Annotated in this window: 15 protein-coding genes and 1 riboswitch; of the genes, 8 read left to right on the top strand and 7 right to left on the bottom strand. The window is 74.2% G+C overall.

Going from position 1 to position 17,210, the window contains the following annotated elements; all coding sequences use genetic code 11:
* Positions 1–95: 95 nt before the first annotated feature.
* From BX266_RS00375 to BX266_RS00365, 3 genes are all read right to left on the bottom strand, one after another.
* Positions 96–953: a bifunctional 5,10-methylenetetrahydrofolate dehydrogenase/5,10-methenyltetrahydrofolate cyclohydrolase gene (locus tag BX266_RS00375; protein WP_099907195.1), complete on the bottom strand. Its 858-nt coding sequence runs from the start codon at positions 951–953 to the stop codon at positions 96–98.
* A gap of 24 nt (positions 954–977) precedes the next feature.
* Positions 978–1,065, bottom strand: a riboswitch (ZMP/ZTP riboswitch).
* A 164-nt stretch (positions 1,066–1,229) separates the two neighbouring features.
* Positions 1,230–3,605 (bottom strand): tetratricopeptide repeat protein, encoded by a 2,376-nt coding sequence (locus BX266_RS00370; protein ID WP_099896934.1) that lies wholly within the window; start codon positions 3,603–3,605, stop codon positions 1,230–1,232.
* 312 nt (positions 3,606–3,917) lie between these two features.
* Positions 3,918–4,355, bottom strand: coding sequence for a MarR family winged helix-turn-helix transcriptional regulator (locus BX266_RS00365; RefSeq protein WP_099896933.1), 438 nt, complete (start codon positions 4,353–4,355; stop codon positions 3,918–3,920).
* 137 nt (positions 4,356–4,492) lie between these two features.
* Between BX266_RS00365 and BX266_RS00360 the strand changes: the two genes are divergently transcribed.
* The 4 genes from BX266_RS00360 (at position 4,493) to BX266_RS00345 (ending at position 7,979) form a co-directional block, all read left to right on the top strand.
* Positions 4,493–5,425 carry an MBL fold metallo-hydrolase gene (locus tag BX266_RS00360; protein WP_099896932.1) on the top strand — a complete coding sequence of 311 codons (933 nt, stop codon included), beginning with the start codon at positions 4,493–4,495 and terminating at the stop codon, positions 5,423–5,425.
* Between the two features lie 77 nt (positions 5,426–5,502).
* Positions 5,503–6,015 carry a GNAT family N-acetyltransferase gene (locus tag BX266_RS00355; RefSeq protein ID WP_099896931.1) on the top strand — a complete coding sequence of 171 codons (513 nt, stop codon included), beginning with the start codon at positions 5,503–5,505 and terminating at the stop codon, positions 6,013–6,015.
* A 215-nt stretch (positions 6,016–6,230) separates the two neighbouring features.
* Positions 6,231–6,962: a class I SAM-dependent methyltransferase gene (locus BX266_RS00350; RefSeq protein WP_180290326.1), complete on the top strand. Its 732-nt coding sequence runs from the start codon at positions 6,231–6,233 to the stop codon at positions 6,960–6,962.
* Between the two features lie 168 nt (positions 6,963–7,130).
* Entirely contained in the window at positions 7,131–7,979 is an 849-nt protein-coding gene (locus BX266_RS00345; RefSeq protein WP_099896929.1) for a YihY/virulence factor BrkB family protein, read from the top strand.
* A 137-nt stretch (positions 7,980–8,116) separates the two neighbouring features.
* Here the strand turns inward: BX266_RS00345 and BX266_RS00340 are convergent, their stop codons facing one another.
* Both BX266_RS00340 and BX266_RS00335 read right to left on the bottom strand, forming a co-directional pair.
* Positions 8,117–8,788, bottom strand: a complete 672-nt coding sequence (locus BX266_RS00340) for an MBL fold metallo-hydrolase (protein WP_099896928.1) — start codon at positions 8,786–8,788, stop codon at positions 8,117–8,119.
* An 834-nt stretch (positions 8,789–9,622) separates the two neighbouring features.
* On the bottom strand, positions 9,623–10,054 hold the full coding sequence (locus BX266_RS00335; RefSeq protein ID WP_259464456.1) for an N-acetyltransferase: 432 nt from the start codon (positions 10,052–10,054) through the stop codon (positions 9,623–9,625).
* A gap of 85 nt (positions 10,055–10,139) precedes the next feature.
* Here BX266_RS00335 and BX266_RS00330 point away from each other — a divergent pair, with 85 nt between their 5' ends.
* The 3 genes from BX266_RS00330 to BX266_RS00320 all read left to right on the top strand — a co-directional run bounded on the left by BX266_RS00330 (position 10,140) and on the right by BX266_RS00320 (position 12,974).
* Positions 10,140–10,976, top strand: coding sequence for an SCO2525 family SAM-dependent methyltransferase (locus tag BX266_RS00330; RefSeq protein WP_099896926.1), 837 nt, complete (start codon positions 10,140–10,142; stop codon positions 10,974–10,976).
* A gap of 9 nt (positions 10,977–10,985) precedes the next feature.
* The gene (locus BX266_RS00325; protein ID WP_399168732.1) at positions 10,986–11,957 is read left to right on the top strand and encodes an SCO2522 family protein; all 972 of its coding nucleotides are present in this window, start codon (positions 10,986–10,988) and stop codon (positions 11,955–11,957) included.
* Between the two features lie 99 nt (positions 11,958–12,056).
* Positions 12,057–12,974, top strand: coding sequence for a DUF6879 family protein (locus BX266_RS00320; protein WP_220659684.1), 918 nt, complete (start codon positions 12,057–12,059; stop codon positions 12,972–12,974).
* A 685-nt stretch (positions 12,975–13,659) separates the two neighbouring features.
* Here the strand turns inward: BX266_RS00320 and BX266_RS00315 are convergent.
* Complete coding sequence (locus tag BX266_RS00315) at positions 13,660–14,136, bottom strand: helix-turn-helix domain-containing protein (protein WP_099896924.1); 477 nt, start codon at positions 14,134–14,136, stop codon at positions 13,660–13,662.
* Between the two features lie 140 nt (positions 14,137–14,276).
* On the opposite strand from BX266_RS00315, the gene BX266_RS00310 reads away from it, so the two are divergent.
* A complete protein-coding gene (locus tag BX266_RS00310) occupies positions 14,277–15,713 on the top strand; it encodes an MFS transporter (RefSeq protein WP_259464455.1) in 1,437 nt (478 codons plus the stop codon).
* Positions 15,714–16,548: 835 nt separating this feature from the next.
* On the opposite strand, the gene BX266_RS00305 is transcribed toward BX266_RS00310, so the two are convergent.
* The gene (locus BX266_RS00305) at positions 16,549–17,007 is read right to left on the bottom strand and encodes a hypothetical protein (protein WP_099896922.1); all 459 of its coding nucleotides are present in this window, start codon (positions 17,005–17,007) and stop codon (positions 16,549–16,551) included.
* Positions 17,008–17,210: the final 203 nt, after the last annotated feature.

Here is a 17,210-nt window from a genome sequence, read left to right as displayed (position 1 = left end):
TCCGCTCCGGCGCCACAATCGAGAACGGCGTCCCGGTCGAACGAGAGGAGCCCGGCCGAGCGGCAGACCGACCCCGGCCGCCCGCTCGTCCTCGGTCAGGGGCGGATGAGTTGACGTGCAGCCGCGTCGACGGTCTGCGCGAGCAGGACCGCTATGGTCATGGGACCGACACCGCCGGGGACAGGGGTGATCAGGCTCGCCCGCTGCCGGGCAGTGTCGAAATCAACGTCGCCGACATGGCCCGGGTTGTAGCCGGCGTCGATCACCACGGCGCCGGGCTTGATGTCCGCCCCGTTGATGAAGCACGGCCGGCCGACCGCAGCTACCAGGACATCCGCCTCGCGCACGATCGAGGGCAGATCGCGGGTACGGGAGTGGCAGTAGGTCACCGTGGCGTCCCGCCCGAGCAGGAGCATGCCGGCAGGCTTTCCCAGGATGGGGCTGCGCCCCACCACGACGGCGTGCTTTCCCGCGAGGTCGACCTCGTACTCGTCCAGCAGGCGCATGATCCCGCCGGGCGTGCAGGAGACGAAGCCGGGCAGGCCGAACCCCATCGCTGCGAAGGAGTGCATGGTGACCCCGTCGACGTCCTTGTCGGGGGAGATCGCCTCGAACGCCGCTCGCTCATCGATGTGGGCGCCCACCGGGTGCTGCAGCAGAATGCCGTGGACATCCGGATCCTCGGACAACGCGGCGACCGCTTCCACCAGGCCGCCGGTGCTCACCGAGGCGGGCAGGGTCACGTGCCGCGAGCGGATGCCCGCCTTCGCGCACCTGGCCTGCTTCATCCGGACGTAGGTGACCGAGGCCGGATCCTCTCCCACCAGCACGGTCGCCAGGCAGGGGGACACCCCGGCGCGCCGACGAATGTCCTCGGCCGCTGCCGCGGCGGCCTCGGTGATTCGGCGGGCAAGACCCGTACCGTCCATCAGCCGTGCCTGCTGAGTCTCCATCACACGCCACTCCTGAGCTCCACAGTGAGGTGCCCAGGCGCACGGCATCGACGAGGCGCGTCAGGCCGCTCCCCGGTGGTTCTCCACCTCAGCGCCAGTCACGGCCCGCACTCACCATACCGGCGAACCCGGGCGGACAGGCCCGTCCACAGATCTTGACAACTGCTCGCGGGCAGATGGACGCCGAGGCTTTCCGCGCCCGGCGTCGGCGGCGACACGGCGAAGCCCCGCGGTGGCCTCCCGCCCCCGGTTCCGGGCGCTGGGCGGAGAGTGCGGTCAGGGCCGCTGCCGGCGAGCGGCGGCGAGGTGGTGGCGGGAGATGAGTGTGTCGGGGTGGCGCTCGCCGAGGGTGCGTTCCCGGTCGACGACCACCTGTTCGAGCAGGTCGAGGGCTTCCTCACTGCGACCGTCCTCCCAGTAGGCGATGGCGAGGTTGCTCCGGGCGGTGAGGGTGTCGGGGTGCCGGCCGCCCCGGACGCTCTCGGTGTCGGCCGCCACCTGTTCGAGCAGGTCGAGGGCTTCCTCCGTGCGACCGGCGTGCAGGTAGGAGTTGGCGAGGTTGTTGCGGACGGTGAGGGTGTCGGGGTGCAGGCTGCCCAGGAGGCGGTCGGTGTCGGCCGCCACTCGTTCGTCGACCCGCAGGGCCTGCGCGGTGCGTCCGGCGTCGCGGTAGGCGGTGGCGAGGTTCGCCCGGGCGGCGAGCGCGTGGGGGTGGTGTTCGCCGAGGGCGCGGTCGGTGTCGGCCACCACCTGTTCGAGGAGGCTGACGGCTTCGTCGGTGCGGCCGGCCAGGTGGTAGGAGACGGCGAGCTGTGCGCGGGCCACGAGAGTACGGGGGTGCTGCTCGCCGAGCGAGCGCTCGCTGTCGACGGCCACCTCCTGCAGCATCCGGACGGCCTCCTCGATCCGCCCGGCCTCGCGGTCGGACAGGGCGAGGTTGTGGCGGGCCGTGAGGGTGTCGGGGTGTCGGCTGCCGAGGAGGCGCTCGCTGTCGGCGGCCACCCGCTCCTCGAGTACGAGCGCCTCCCCGACCCGGCCCGCGTGCTGGTAGGCGTTGGCGAGCTGGCCGCGGGCGGCCACGGCGTGGGGGTGCTGCTCGCCCAGGACGCGTCCCGCGTCGGCGGCGAGGCGGCGCCAGTGGTCGACGGCACCGGCGTGGAAGCCGTCGTCGATCAGGCTGTTCCCCGCGGCGAAGAGGACCAGGTGTGCGTTGCTCTGCCAGAGCAGGCCGTCGGCGTGGGCGGCGAGGGTCTCGGCGTTGGACCGCAGGACCGCGGCGAGATCGGGCACGGTGCGGGTGTGCTCGGGCCAGATCTCCCGGAGCGCGGAGGCCGCCGCACGGAGGGCGGCCGAGGCGTCGGCCTCGACGGCGCTCTCGCGCGCGGCGCGGGCGGTGAGGGCGTGCATGCGCACCGCACGGTGGCCGTCACGGCTGTCGCTGGTGAGCAGGCCGTACTGGTGGAGCAGGCGCACCGCGGCCCGGGCCCGCGCAGGGGTGAACGGTTCGGCCGCCGCCGTGGCCGAGCCGCTGGGATGCGGGGCGCGGTGGTCGGTGAGGTAACGGGCGACCGTGCGGGTGGTCCACAGCGCGCCGGGGTGGCCCGCGGGGTCGAGGAGGGCGGCGAGACGGATCGCGGGTGCGGCGAGGCCCACGGGTTCGCGCCGCTGGGCGGCGTCCAGGGCGACCAGGAGGGAAGCGGTGACCTGTCGCCCGTAGCCGTCGGCATCCGCGTCGGCCGGCATCACGGCGTCCAGACGGGAGGCACGGTCGGAGAACAGGTCGAGATACGCGCCGCAGTCCACGTCCTCGTTGATCATGTAGGCGGCGGCGTGCGCGAGGGCCAGCGGCAGCAGCCCGAGCGCCTCGACCAGCTCGGCCGCCCGGCCGCCGAGGAGATGCGCCGCACCGGCGGCATCGAGGCGCTCGCGCAGGTAGCCCAGCGCCTCCGGGAGGTCGTACAGGCCGACGTCGACCAGGGCACGGCCCGCGCCGGACAGGAGCGCACCGCGGCGGCGGGTGGTGGCCAGCACCCGGCCCCGCTTGCCGTCGGCCGGTGGGCGGGGCCACCACCTTCCGGAGTTCTCGAGGTCGGCGAGGTCGTCCAGGACCACCAGCCAGCTGCGCTCGGTGACGGCCAGCCAGGCGAGGAACGCGGCCGCGTCGCCCTCGGCGTCCTGACCGTCCGCACCCGGCGCCCCGACCTTGCCCGCGGCTTCCGCGAAGGCGGCGATGATCTGCGCGGTCTCCGCGGCGTCGACCCACACCAGCACGTCCACGCCCGTGCTGTGGGCGTGGTGCGCGTAGGAGGCCGCCAGTTGGGACTTGCCGACCCCGCCGCCGCCGGACAACACCTGCGTGAGCACCACCGTCGGATGCCCGGCCCGGGCCCTGTCGATCGCCCCCCGCAGGCCGTCCCGAGGCTGGAACGCCGAGGCCAGCGACGGAACCACACCCACCCGTACCGGCCGGGGCGCCGGCGCGGCCGCCGACGGCGGGTGCTGATGGACCGTCACGGGGCCGTCGATGCGGTACGCCGCGATCGAGCCGTGGTCCGCGGAGATCGACAGCCGCCCCGCGCCGCACAGGCCCGCGGCGGGCTGGGCACCGTCACCGTCCGGCCGGGGCCCGGCGACGGCCTCCCACCCCGACACACCCGCCCCGCCCCGCGCTGACGATCCGTCGGCGTCCACCCGCGCCTCCAAGCCGCACCACCACGGACACGCCTCCCGTCCGCCCTGGCCACGCAGCGTAGCCCTTCCCGGCCCGCACACCCCGTCGGCGGGCCGCCCGTTCGCCCGTTCCCGGCCCCGTTCCCGGACAAAGGGGGAGCGTGCCGGGCGTCTCCCGTGACGGGGCGGCCTGACGGGTCAGCCGGCTGTCTCGGGCGCGAGGAGCGCCGAGCCGCTGCAGCACGGTGCCTGACGGTCCAACAGGGCCCTGACCGTGCGTCGAGCGCACAGTCGCTAGGGGAGGGTGGCGGTCTGCTCCAGCAGGGCCTGGAGGGCGCGCTGCTGGTCGGGGGTGAGCGCGGCCAGCGGAGAGTCCTCGGCGAGGAGGCCGAGGAGCCGCTCGCGCAGGGCGCGGCCCTCGGGGGTGAGGACGAGGAGCCGGGCACGGCGGTCGGTGGGGTGGGGGTGGCGTTCGACCAGGCCCTGCTTCTCCAGCCGGTCGACGACGAAGGTGGCGTTGGAGGGCTCGCAGCTCATGCGCTCGGCGAGTTCCCGCATGGTCATCGGCCCGGTCATCTCGCGCAGCGCGGTCGCCTGGGCCGCGGTGAGGCCCAGCGGGACGGCGCGACGGCGCACGTGCTCGGCGATCCGCTGGGCGAGCCCGTTCACCAGGCCGCACAGCTCCCGCTCGGCGACGGCCTGCGCGTCCCGCGCTCCGGGGGATGTCGTCATGCCCTCACCCTAGCAAGTCCATCAAGCCAGAATCATTAAAGCTTGAATGTTTCTAGCTTGATGCTTATGGTGGCAGGACCGCCGCGACGGAACCCGGCGGCGAACCGACACCGCGTCACCGACCAGGAGGGGAAGCCATGGTGGACACCAGGACCGGAGCGGACGAACGGCTGCGGCGGCCCGGACGGCTCCGCTCGCTGCGGCTCGGCGACACGACGGTGACCTTCGTGCCGGACGGCTCGATCCAGGGCCGGCCGCGCGCCTGGCTGCCGGACACCACCGAGGCGTTCTGGGCCGCCCACCCGCAGTACCTGGACGCCACCGGCCACCTGGTGGCGAGCCTCGGCGGCCTCCTGGTGGAGCACGGCGACCGCGCACTGCTGATCGACACCGGGTTCGGCCCGCACACATCGCCCGCCGACCCGGCCACCCCGAACGGCGCCGTCCGCGGCGGCGCGCTCCTCCGGAACCTGGCCGAACTCGGCCGGGAACCGGGGACGTTAGAAGCCGTCGCCTTCAGCCACCTGCACCCCGACCACCTCGGCTGGGCCGTCCGGCCCGCCCCCGACGGCCGCCCGCTGTTCGCCCCCGCCGTGCACCTGGTGGCGGAGCCGGAGTGGGCCGGGGGTGCGCCCGGGGAGGCCGCCGCCCTCGCCCCGCACGTCCGCACGGTGACCGACGGCGAGGAGGTCTTCCCCGGCGTCCGGGCCCGGATCACCGGCGGGCACTCCCCGGGGCACACCGAGTTCGTCATCACCGGCGGAGGCACCCGGCTGATCGCCTTCGGCGACTCCCTGCACTCCCCGGTCCAGGCGGACCGACCCGAGTGGTCCTGCGTCTACGACCACGACCCCGCCCTGGCCGCCGACCACCGCCGCCGCCTCGTCGCCGAACTGGCCGAGCCCGACACCATCGGCTTCGGCGTCCACTTCGCCGACGCCGTGTTCGGCCGGATCGCCACCGACGGCCGCGGACCCGCCTGGCGCCCCCTGGAGACCGACCCCGCCGACGGCCACCGCGCCGACGGCCACCGCCGGGCCCCGGCCGGTGAAGCGGGGCAGGGGACCTGAGCAAGACTCCAGCCGTGCTGGCCGCCACCACGGCTCTCGCCCACACACGCCGCGACGTACTGCCACCTGGAGCCCAGATGTCCGACACCCCGACGATCACCATCCGCGACCTCGCCGCAGCCGACGAGAAGGACTGGCGCCGACTGTGGGCCGGGTACCTCGACTTCTACGAGTCCACCGTGCCCGCACCGGTTGCCGACTCCACCTGGCGGCGGCTCCTCGATCCGCACCAGCCGCTGCTCGGCCGGGTCGCCGAGCACGAGGGCACGGTCATCGGCATCACCAACAGCGTGCTCCACCACAGCACTTGGCTGACCGGGCAGGTCTGCTACCTGGAGGACCTCTTCGTCGACCCTGCCCACCGCGGGCTCGGGGCGGGCCGCCTGCTCCTCCAGGACCTCCTCGACCTCGCCACCGCCCGCGGCTGGGCGCGCCTGCACTGGCTCACCGCCCACGACAACCCCGCCCGCCGCCTCTACGACACCTTCGTCCCGGCCGACCACTTCGTCCACTACGAGCGGGACCTGCCCTCCGACGGCGGTTCGTCGTACGCCGAGCACCGCGACCACCGCCAGGAGTGGCGCCCGTAGCCTTCGACGAGGCAGCCGGGTCCGGGCTGTGGCGCGCCCCCGTGCATCGGCCGGTGAGCCGTCGTAGCGTCGGAGCCGGTCGGCCCGTCCGGGTCGCGAGGCGAGGGGGCTGGGGTGCTGGTCGACGTCGAGGGTGGCGGGCCGCCGACCGGGACGGGCGGCAGGGTGGCTGTCGACTCGGCGGCGGGTCCGGTCGGCTTCGGGGAGTCGGGGCAGTGAGCGACTCCGGAGCCGAGTACGCGGTGAGCGTCGAGTTCTACGACCTGTTGCAGGCCGACCGGGACCGGCGGCTGGCCCTGCGACGCTACGCGGAGGCCGCGGGCCGGGCCCGGCGCGGGATCCTCGACGTCGGTGCGGGCACCGGGATCGTCACGGAGGTGCTGCTGCGCTCCGGCGCCGCACCCGTGCACGCGGTCGAGCCGGCGCCCGCGATGCGGGCCGCGTTGATGGCCCGCGCAGCCGGGCTCGGGGCCGACCAACGCGCCCGGTTGACGGTCCATCCGGGAACGGTCGGGGAAACCGGGCTCGACGGGGAGGTCGACCTCGCGGTCGCCTCCAACGTGATCGGGTGCCTCGACCCCGATGACCGCCGCGCGGCGTGGGACGCCGTCGCCCGCGCGCTGCTGCCCGACGGCCTCCTCCTCTTCGACCCGCCGCCCGCCGCCCTCCCGTCCGGACCGGAGGCCGTCGAGGCGCTCGGGCCGGTGCGCGTCGGCCCCGACGCGTACAGCGCCCGCGCCACCCGCGAGCCCCACCAGGACACCATCCGCACCACGTTCACCTACCGCGTGGAGCGCGAGGGCGAACTCCTGCGCGAGGAGCAGGAGTCGTTCACCATGTGGGCCACCGACCCGCACACCCTGGGTCGGGAACTGCGCGCGTACGGCCTGCAGGTGGTTCCGGCCCCGCACTCCGACCTGCTCGCCGCGCGCCGGTCCGTGCGCTGAACGGCGGGTCGCAGGAGCAGGGTGGTTTCGCGGCGACCAGGGCGGGAAACCGGTCCGGGCGGCCGACCGGGCGCGCTCGGTCATCCCGGTGAGTGGGGGTCAGTGATGGATCGTTCGTCGGACGGCAGAAGACGCTGGTGGCGGGCGCTGCGACGCACGCCGCTGAGGATGTGGACCGACGACATCACCGACTTCGCGGCGGCGCTGACCTACTACGCGATCCTGGCGGTCCTCCCGGCGCTGCTGGCCACGGTGGTCGGCTTCGCGCTGATCAGCCCGGCGGCGGCCCGGGACGCGGCGGCGCGCCTGGCGGCACTGGTGCCCGACCAGGCCGGGGTCGAACTCGGCGGGGTGCTGGCCCAGGCGGTCGGCGGTGGTTCGGCGGGCTGGACGCTGCTGGTGGCGGGCGCCGCCAGCGCGCTGTGGTCCTGCTGCAGCTACCTGGCGGTCTTCCGGCGGGCACTGCACCGGATGCACGGCACCAGCGACCGGCGCTCCCCGTTGCGCACGGCGCCGCGGATCGTGGTGACCGCAGCCGTGCTGCTGGTCCTGCTGGCGGTGGGCGCCCTCGCGCTGATCCTGAGCGGACCGGTCGCGCAGGGCGTGGGGCGGGTGCTGCACCTGGGCGGGACGGCCCCGCTGGTCTGGTCGGCACTCCGGTGGCCGGTGCTGCTGGTGGTGGCGGCGGCGCTGGTCCTGATCGCCTTCCGGACCGGTCCCGAGCAGGCGTGGCGCCGGTGGGGCAGCCTGCCGGGCGGCGCGTTGGCGGCGGCGCTCTGGCTGGTCTTCTCGGCGGGCTTCGCGCTGTACACCAGCACCTTGGGGGCCTACAGCCGGCTGTACGGTTCGCTGGCAGGCGCAGTGGTGTTCCTGCTGTGGCTGTGGCTCTCCAATCTGGCCCTGCTGGCGGGCGCCCAGTTCACGGCGGAACTGCGCCGCGCCGCCGCGGAGTCGTCCGGTGCGGCCGAGCCCGGCGAAGTGTCCTCCGCCGTCAGCCCCTCCCCGGTCGAAGGCTGACGGACTGTCGGACCACTGCCCGGCGCATCGGCGGCGGCGCTCGTCCCGAAGTCGGGGTGCGGTTCCTGAAGGACCGTCGGCTTCCCGGAACGCCGGGCCGCCGGCCGGCCGTTCGTCGTACCGGGGAGCCGACGGCGTCACGCGGTCGCGGCGGCCGCTCGCCGGAGGGCGTCCGTCGCGCCCCGGGTGATCGGCTCACCGTGCCCGAAGACCGCCGTGTCGACGTCCAGTTCGGCCAACTGCCGCAGCGAGGCGACGGCCCGGGCGCGGTCGGTGTTGAAGACTCCCGTCATCGTCCGGCCGACGTTGGCGACCGCGTCGCCGGTGAACAGCACGCGCGGGCCCGGGAGGTGCAGCGCGATCGACCCGTCCGTGTGGCCGGGCACGGCGACCACCACGGCCCCCTCGCCGAAGTCCAGCACCGCGCCGTCCTCCACCTCGCGGTCCACCCGGCACGGCGGGGCCGGCGGCAGCGGCGGAAGCGCCGCCCTGATCGGTACCTCGAACTCCTCCAGCACCGCGGGCGCTCCGGCCACCTGCCCGCGGATCACCGGCGCGTCCAGCCGGTGCGCCACCACCTCCGCACCGTGCCGGGCGGCCAGTGCGGCGGCCGAACCGGTGTGGTCCTCGTGCCAGTGCGTCAGCACGATCCGCAGGAGGTTCCCGTCCAGCACCTTCTCGATCTCCGACGCGCAGTCCGCCGTCCCGGTGTCGATCAGGGTCAGCCCGTCGCCGTCCCGCCACAGATAGGCCGCACCCACGGGGAAGCGGAGCATGCGCAGCCTCGGCAGTACCTCGATAACGTCCATGGTCCGAGCCTGCGCTCCGCGGGCCGCTGCCATGCCCACCTTCGCTGACAGCCAATCCGCTGGCGGGAGAGGGGCGGAGTCGCTCTCGCCAGCGGCTTCGGACGGCTGGACGTCGAAGCGCGGCGGGCGCCCGGCGTCGTCAGTGCCGGACCGGGCCGGCGGTGGTCGGGGGAGTGTGGCGGGTGGTGCGGCGCCGCTCGGCACGGCGGGCGGCCGGCGGCAGGGGCGAGGGCTGCGGCGGCGAAAACGGCCCCGAGGATCGACCAGCGGGCAGCGCCGTCAGCATCCGCCGCAACCGGCCCGACCGGACGGAGCGCCCGACACCCCCGTCAACGGTCGACGCCTGCTGTTCCCACCCGGCTGCTTCGTCGACGGCGTGTCCACCATGATCGGCCCGCCCGCTCCGCCCCACGTCGTCTGCACCGCGCGGGGCCTGGCCGTTCTCGGCGACAGCGCCACCCCCGCCGTCGCCCCGCTCCCGGGAACGGCTGCTCGGCCGCCCCCGCGCCTGCCTGCTCGCACTGCTCGTCGAACCCGCGACCGGCGCCGAACTCGCCCACCGCCTCGGCGTCACCGCTGAGGCCGTCAGCCAGCACCTGGCCGTCCTCGGCGCCGCCGCCGGTCTGATCGACCGCACCCGGCACAGCGCCACGTCCACTACCGCCACACCGCCATCGGCACGGCGCTGCGCGCCGGAGGCGTCACCACCCCGCGGGAGCAGAACCGCTGACCGACCGTCAGCAGCGGCCGCCGATCACCGCGCCGATTCCTCCGGACGTTCCGGAGACCGCACTCCGCCGACGCCGCATCCCCTCGGCCCCGCACACCCCGTGGCTACCCGTGCAGCGGCAGCCGCAGGATCAGCCGGTCGCCGCCCGCACCGAAGTAGTCGGCCCGGTGGTCGACCTGGACGAAGCCGAGCGACTCGTACAGGCCGAGGGCGGGCCGGTTGCCCGGGGCGACCGTGATCATCACCTCGTGGACCCCGTCGGCGGCGAGACGGTCCAGGCCCACGGCCATCAGCGAGCGCCCGTGGCCGAGCCCCCGCGCACCCGGGACGACACCGAGGGCCAGCACCCAACTGCGCTCGCCGTCCGGGGTGGTGGCAAACAGCACGTACCCGCCGAGTTCGCCCCCGCGCTCCACCACCAGCAGCCGGTCCCGGTACAGCTCGTACAACTGCCGCAGCACGAAGTACGGGTAAGGCATCTCGGGGAAGAGCCGGTGGTCCATCCGGACCAGCTCCGGGAGCTCGTGCTCGGCCACGGGCCGCACGGTGCCACGGCCGGGACCGTCGGGTCCCTCGCTCTGGTGCACAGCCATCACCTCTCGTTGGTAGCCTCGTCGAACCATGCCCCCAGCCAACGGCGACCTGCCCTGGAACGACTTCGACCCGGAGCACTACACAGCGTCCAACTACCGGTCGCTGCGCGCCGACGACGGCCAGATCCTGGCCGCCGTCCGGGACCACTTCAGCACCCTGGCCGGGGACCTGCCGACCGGGGCGCTGCGTGGCGTGGACGTCGGGTCGGGAAGCAACCTCTACCCGGCGCTCGCCATGCTGCCATGGTGCTCCCGGATCACCCTGCTCGAATGCGGAAAGCGGAACGTCGACTGGCTCCGGAGCGAGCTCGAGTGGTACTCGGAGAGCTGGGACGAGTTCTGGCGGGTGCTGGACGAGGCTCCCGCCTACCGGGCGGTGGCGGACCCGCGCCGGCGGCTCGCGCAGACCGCCCGGGTGGTCGACGGGAACCTGTTCTCCGACCTGCCGGAGCACAGCGCCGACATCGGCACGATGTTCTTCGTCGCGGAGTCGGTCTCCGCGCACCACGACGAGTTCTCGGCGGCCGTCGACCGGTTCGCCGCGGCACTGCGGCCCGGCGCGCCGTTCGCGGTGGCGTTCATGGAGAACTCGCTCGGCTACGAGGTCGGCGAGCTGCGGTTCCCCGCCTGCCGGATCACCGCCGAGCACGCCCTCGCGGCGCTCGCCGGCCACGCCGAGAGTGATCTAGGAGTGATCCGGATAGAAACGCCTGAGACCGCCATGCTGCGGGAAGGCTACACCGGGATGCTCCTGGCGCTGGGGCGGAAACGGGTGAGGGGTACGGACATTGACGCACAGTCAGCTCCCGGCGAGCCGCCGGACGCCCGTCCGCTCCCGGCAGCGGGACCGCGACCGGCGCCGTGAGGCCCGGCCGTGACCGGCCGCGTCCGGGAGGGCCCGGCCGAACAGGTGCTGCCGGAGCAGGGCCGCGGGCCGGGGGAGGCCGCACCGGCGTTCGCGCACCTCTCGCTGGAGCTGGGCCACTTCTACCCGGGAGACCTGCAGGCCGGGCCCGCGCGCCTGCGCGAGCAGTTCGACCGGGTCGCCCCCTGGGCGGAGGCGGCTCGCCGGGCGTGTGCGGCCCAGGTCGGCCCGGCGGCCAGGATCAGCACCTGCGTCCTGATCGACGACCACGCCGCGCGGCGCGCCGTACCGGGCGAGGTGCTGCCCAAACTGCTGGCGGTGGCCGCCGACGCCGGGCTCGACATCGACTACCTGGCCCGGGAGTCGGCCTGCGCCGAGGCGGGAGCGGTCCGCCCGGCCCGGCTGGTCGAGGCCGGCCTGGCGCCCGGCCCGCCGGCCCGCCCCGACAGCTCCCGTCCGGCGCCGGACGTGACCGGCTGGCTGAGCAACGGCGAGCGCTCCCCGGCAGGCGCAGCCCCGGGCGGCGGACCGTTCTGGCGGCCACCGCGGCAGAGCGGGGGGCACCGCCACTCGGTCTTCGTCGACGTCGAGTTGTGGAGCGAGGGAAGGGGCGGCCGGGCGTGGTCGTGCTCCTTCCTGGCCGCGGTGTGGCAGCTCATGCGGCTCGGCCTGCTGCGCGACCGGGGCCGGCCGGTGCTCGAAGCCGCGCCCGCCCCCGGCGAGTTCCCGGACGCGTGGCAGGACCTCCCGCCGCTGGTGCGGATCCGGCCCGAGGCCGAGCCGTTCACCGCGTACCGCACCTGCTCGGTGCTGCCCTCCGGCTTCCTGCCGGTGGAGCACGCCGTGAAGGTCGTCCTGGACCGGTGGGCCCCGCCGCCGGAGGATCTGGCGCAGCTGGCCGCGCACGCCGCCCACGAGGGCCGGACGCTGCCCGCGGAGGTCGCACAGCGGGTCGACTACGTGTTCTACGGGCCGTCGTGACGGCGCCTCAGGCACCCCCGGCGCGGCCCGCACCCGTCCGCTCCCGCGCCATGCAGCCTGTCGCGCGGACCTGACCGACTCACACCCTGGGGGGAACGAGTGACACAGGAAGCCTCGGCACCACCGCCGGTGCGGATACCGCCGATCGTCCGCAAGATCCTCGTCTCGCTGGCGGGCGGCGGGATCGCCTACCTGCTCACCAACGCGACGGAGCAGCCGCAGAGCATCACCCTGATCCTGTCGTCGTTCGTCGGCGGCACGCTGCTGATGGTCCAGTTCCTGGTCGACTTCGAACGCCGCCTGCTGTCCGTCGAAGGCGCGCTGGTGAGCGGCCTCGCGGGCGTCAGCGAGGCGTCCCGGCAGATGCGGCAGCTGAGATCCTCCCGGCTCGACGCCGCGACCGTGACCAGGCTGCTGAACCGGACCGCGGAGGTCGGCCACGACGGACCGACCGTCATGTACGCCTTCCTCGAACAGGAGATCCGGCGGCTCACCGAGCTCGTCCGGGACCTGTCCGGGGGTGAGACCGCCTACGACGGCGAGGACCGCGACTGGCTGCTGTCGCTCACCGCCGTCGCGGTGGGCAGCATCGACGCCACCAGCGCCGCCGCGGACTCCGAGTTCTGGGACTCCGAGCTGGGACTGCGCTACCTCGCCCTGCAGGGCGAGGCCGTCAGCCGCGGTGTGACGGTGCGTCGGGTGTTCATCCTGGACAGCGAGGACCCCGCAGCTCTCCGGGAGGTCGAGCACGTCTGCCGCCAGCAGGCCGCGGCCGGCATCGTGGTGCGGGTGATGCGCTCCAGCGGCCTGGCCGCGTCCTCCCGGGTGGACCCGATGTTCGACTTCATCCTGTTCGACCAGACCCTGAGCTACGAGGTCTCCTCGGCCCGCGCCCTCGACCAGGGCGGCCGCCTCGCCATCGCCAACACCCGCCTGGTGGTCCGCCCCGAGCGGGTGGAACGCCGCATCCGCCGCTTCGAGGAACTCTGGAGCGCCGCCGGCCCGCCCGCCCCGTGACCCGCGCACGCCGCGACAGGCCGACCGGGGTCGAGGGGGCGTTCCCCGGCGGGCGGTGAGCCGAGCCGCGGATTCGGTCGTGGTCGGGCCGCACCAGCGAGGCGCGAGTGCCGACCGCCGCACAGCCGTGGCAGCCGAGTCGGACCGGTCGAGGTCGAGCCCGTGCACGCCATGCCGATTCGTCGGATTGTTCGGACCGCGGTTCCGGAGGTGGAGTCGTTCGCGAGGTCGGCTGGGTCGGCGTGGTCGAAAGTCCTGACCGCACCCGCCTTGGTGACATGGTGGCCGTAGCGGTGGATGTGGACCCTCCGAGCGCCGGTCATGGTGCGCTGCATGCCGGAGGCCCAGGCGGTGGTGCGGCTTCTCTGCACCGCTACGGACAGGCCCCGGGGCTCCAGGAGCAGCCGCAGTTGCCGAAGGCCGTGGAACAGGTCGCTCCCGGGTGGGTCGATGGTCGTGGGTGCCGTCGGGTCCAAGGACCTTGACGGCGTGTTCGTCGCCGACTGTCGTGTTGCTCACCTGGTCGCTCGCCGAAAGTTCGGGTTCAAGAACTTGTCGCTGCGGCGGGTCGGTGGCCGTCCGGGGTAGTCCGTGGGTTGCTTCTCCCCGTTGGGCGGTGGGCGATCCGTCGGGCGCGGTGGGCTGGCGGTGGTGGTGGGGTGCTGGCGCTGGGGAGTGGTTGGGGTCAGGCGGTCGGGCCGTGGAGGGTCCAGCCTGCGGCGGTGACTTCGGGGTGGATGTCGTCGGGGTCGACGCTTTCGCCGCAGTGGTCGCAGACCCGGCGGGGGGTGTAGGTGTGCTCGTGGTGGCGCAGGCGCAGCGGGGGTTGGTCGGTGAGCCAGCGGTCGCCCCAGCGCAGCAGTTCGCGGATGACGCCGAGGAGGTCGCGGCCTGCTTCGGTGAGGTAGTAGCCGTCGTGCCGGGGGTCGTCGGGCAGGGGGCGGCGTTCCAGGATTCCGTCGGCGACGAGGGCTTTCAGCCGGGCGGAGAGGCGGTCGGTGGGGGCGGCGGTGTTCTTGGCGATCTGGCGGAAGCGGTGGTTGCCGAGGGAGACCTCGCGGACCGCGAGCAGTGACCACCGGTCGCCGACGACCTGGAGGGACGCGGCGATCGAGCAGGGACGGCCGGGCACTTCGTACGGGTCGACGCGTGGCGTAGTCATGGGACCAGCATCCCTCGCCGCGGTTTGACAATCAAAGTTTGGGCAAACGCGGGCCTGCATCGACCATATGGTTTGAATCTCAAAGCGTGACGTGCTTGGCTGACCACATGACACGGACGGTTTGGTTTTCAAAGCGGCGCGTGGCGTCGACGGTGATCCTGCTGGCGGTCTTCATGACCAACCTGGACCTGTGGATCGTCAACGTGGCCCTGCCCGCCATGGGCACCACCTTCGCCTCGCCACAAGGGCACGGGGCGACCCTGGGTTCCCTGTCGTGGGTCCTCAACGCCTACGCCATCGTCCTCGCCGCGCTCCTGGTCGTCGCCGGCCGCATCGGCGACCGGATCGGTCAACGGCCGGTGTTCCTGGCCGGCGTCAGCCTGTTCACCCTCGCCTCGCTGGCCTGCGCGCTCGCGCCGACCCTCGGCTGGCTCGTCGCGGCCCGCACCCTGCAGGCCGTCGGCGCCGCCGCCCAGCTGCCCACGTCCCTCGCCCTGCTGCTCGCCACCGTCCCGGCCGAGCGCCGCACCCACGCCACCCGCAACTGGGCGGCCGTCGGCGGCCTCGCGGCCGCCGCAGGACCGGTCGCCGGCGGGCTCCTCGTCCAGATCGACTGGCGCTGGATCTTCGTGATCAACGTGCCCATCGGCATCGCCACCGTCCTCGCCGGCCTGCGCACCCTCCCGGCCACCACCCGCCGCGAGCAGGGGCGCCTGCCCGACCTGCTGGGCGCCCTGCTGGTCACCGTCTCCATCGCCGCCCTGTCCGGCGCCCTGGTCCAGGGCCCGGCCTGGGGCTGGACGAACCCGCGGACCCTGCTGCTGATCGTCCTCGCGCTCGCCGCCGGCGCCGGCTTCATCGTCCGCTCGCTGCGCCACAGCCGGCCGCTTTTCGAGCTGCACCTGCTGCGGCTGCCCAGGTTCGGGGCCGCGAGCGCCGGCACCTTCGTCTTCGGCGTCGCTTTCGCCATCATGCTGCTGTCCAACGTGCTGTGGTGCCAGGAGGTCTGGCACTGGAGCGCGCTGCGCACCGGACTGGCCATGGTGCCCGGGCCGGCGCTGGTCCCCGTCGTCACCCTGCTCACCGCCCGCGCCGCGCAGCGCCGGGGCCACGGGCCGCTGGTGGCCGCCGGTGGTGCGCTGTTCGCCGCCGCCATGCTCTGGCGCGCCGCGTTCGCATCCGTCGCCCCCGACTACTGGAAGGACCTGCTGCCGAGCATGGTGCTGGGCGGAGTCGGGGTGGGGCTTGCGCTGGGCACGCTGGTGGCCGCCGGCGTGACCTCGCTGCCGGGCCACCGGGCCGCCACCGGGTCCGCCCTGGTCAACTCGGTGCGGCAGATATCCGCGACCGTCGGCGTCGCCCTGCTGGTCGCCGTCGTCGGCTCCGAGGTCGGACCCGCGCAGCGCCAGGACTTCCGCATCGCGTGGCTCATCGCCGCGGCACTGGCCGTCGTGACCTCCGCCGTCGGTCTGCAGATCGCCCGAAGCGCGGCCCGAGCGGCAGGGGGCGCGGCCGACGCGCAGACCGCGCACCCGGACCGATCGGCCACCGCGGCCGCGTCGGCCGAGGCGCGCTGACCTCGGCCTCCCACTACCACGCACCCTGCACCACCGAGGATCCCCGGGCGATGACCCGCATTCCTGGCGTCGGAGCCTGCGCCACCGGCGGGTACGTCGGGGCTCTCTCGAACGGGCGTCGTGCGCGGTGACGTTCTCGGTCCGCCCGCGCCGCCCAGGCCCGTCGTCGCCGGCCTGGGCGGCGCTCCCGAACACTTCGTCGATCCGGCCGCAGGCGGCCATGAGCGCGAGCCTCGACTCGAAGAACTCCCACCCCTCCCCCTGGCCGGGGTGGCGCTCCTTCAGGGTGTCCAGGTACGCCAGACCGTCGTGGGCCCGGCCCTGTTCGGCGTACAGGGTGCACAGCTCGGTGATAACCCAGTCGTCCCCGTTGCCGGGCGCCTCCGTGTACGCCCGCAGCTCCTCGATCGCCTCACCGGCGCGCCCGTGGCGGGCCAGCAGCCGTGCCAGCAGCACGGCGTGGTTCTCCCGCCAGTGCGCCGGATTGCCCGGGTGCCGGTAGAGCGCCGCCAGGCCGTCCACATCACCGCGCGCCTCCAACACCTCAGCCAGGCACTGCGTGGCGGACTCGAACTGCTCGCCGGCCGCGTAGGCGCGCAGCTCGCCGATGCGCCCCTGCCGGGCCAGCAGGTCCGCCAGCTGGTCGTGGCCGTTGCCCGGGATGGTGCGTTGCTGCCGGAGCAGGGCGATGGCCTCGTCGATGCGGCCCTGCCGTTCGCGGATGGTGGCGAGCAGCCCGCGGGCGGTGTCGGTGTCGAAGTCGCGGCAGCACCAGGGGAAGTCGGTGCATTGGTGCTCGGCGATCCGGGCTGCGAGCAGCGCGGCGGCTTCCTCCTCACGTCCGGACGCGAGGGCGGCCTTCACCAGGGCGCTGATGCGCCCGTGCTCGTCGGCGTGCGGCAGCAGCAGGTCGAACGCCTCCGACGCGCGGCCGTGCCGGGTAAGCAGCCGGGCGTAGTTGCTCCAGCGCGTGCGGGTGGCCCAGGGCCATCCGGGCCCGGACGGTCTCGATCGCCTCCTCGATGCGGCCTGCGTCCTCCAGCAGCCCGGCCACCTCCACCACAGCCGTCCACCACGTCGTCGCGGCGTACGGCGCCAGCACCCCCAACGCATCCTCCAACCTGCCGTCTCCCGCCAGCACCTGGGCCCACGCCTTGGCGCAGAACCACTCACCCCGCCCGGCCTGCTCCGCCACCACCGCGCCGTGCCCGCGCTCCAGCAGCCGCTCCACCACCTCCGACGGGATGCCACCGGAGCCGGTACGGTGCCAGTACTCAAGATCGTCAGCGTCCATGGCGGAGCACCGTAGTGCTCGCCTCCGACACCGGCTGGCGCAAGCAGCCGCCGGGGAATACGGCACGGTTGGAATGACGCTCCCCGCCAGTCGGGGCCGCTGCCTGGACCGCAGCCGCGCGGCAGGCCTACGCCAACGACCTCGACGAGCCCCGTGCGCTGATCGCGGTCTCGGCGAAGTCGAACAGGTCGAAGGCGGACAAG

Origin of the sequence: Streptomyces sp. TLI_171 (assembly GCF_003610255.1) — a bacterium.
Classification (GTDB): domain Bacteria; phylum Actinomycetota; class Actinomycetes; order Streptomycetales; family Streptomycetaceae; genus Kitasatospora.
This window is presented reverse-complemented; position numbering and strand designations above follow the sequence as displayed.

Coding starts and splice junctions, on each gene's coding strand:
- BX266_RS00360 (WP_099896932.1), top strand. CDS start 4,493: ATGGTGGACACCAGGACCGGAGCGGACGAACGGCTGCGGCGGCCCGGA.
- BX266_RS00365 (WP_099896933.1), bottom strand. CDS start 4,355: ATGACGACATCCCCCGGAGCGCGGGACGCGCAGGCCGTCGCCGAGCGG.
- BX266_RS00315 (WP_099896924.1), bottom strand. CDS start 14,136: ATGACTACGCCACGCGTCGACCCGTACGAAGTGCCCGGCCGTCCCTGC.
- BX266_RS00345 (WP_099896929.1), top strand. CDS start 7,131: ATGTGGACCGACGACATCACCGACTTCGCGGCGGCGCTGACCTACTAC.
- BX266_RS00340 (WP_099896928.1), bottom strand. CDS start 8,788: ATGGACGTTATCGAGGTACTGCCGAGGCTGCGCATGCTCCGCTTCCCC.
- BX266_RS00355 (WP_099896931.1), top strand. CDS start 5,503: ATGTCCGACACCCCGACGATCACCATCCGCGACCTCGCCGCAGCCGAC.
- BX266_RS00375 (WP_099907195.1), bottom strand. CDS start 953: ATGGAGACTCAGCAGGCACGGCTGATGGACGGTACGGGTCTTGCCCGC.
- BX266_RS00330 (WP_099896926.1), top strand. CDS start 10,140: ATGCCCCCAGCCAACGGCGACCTGCCCTGGAACGACTTCGACCCGGAG.
- BX266_RS00305 (WP_099896922.1), bottom strand. CDS start 17,007: ATGGACGCTGACGATCTTGAGTACTGGCACCGTACCGGCTCCGGTGGC.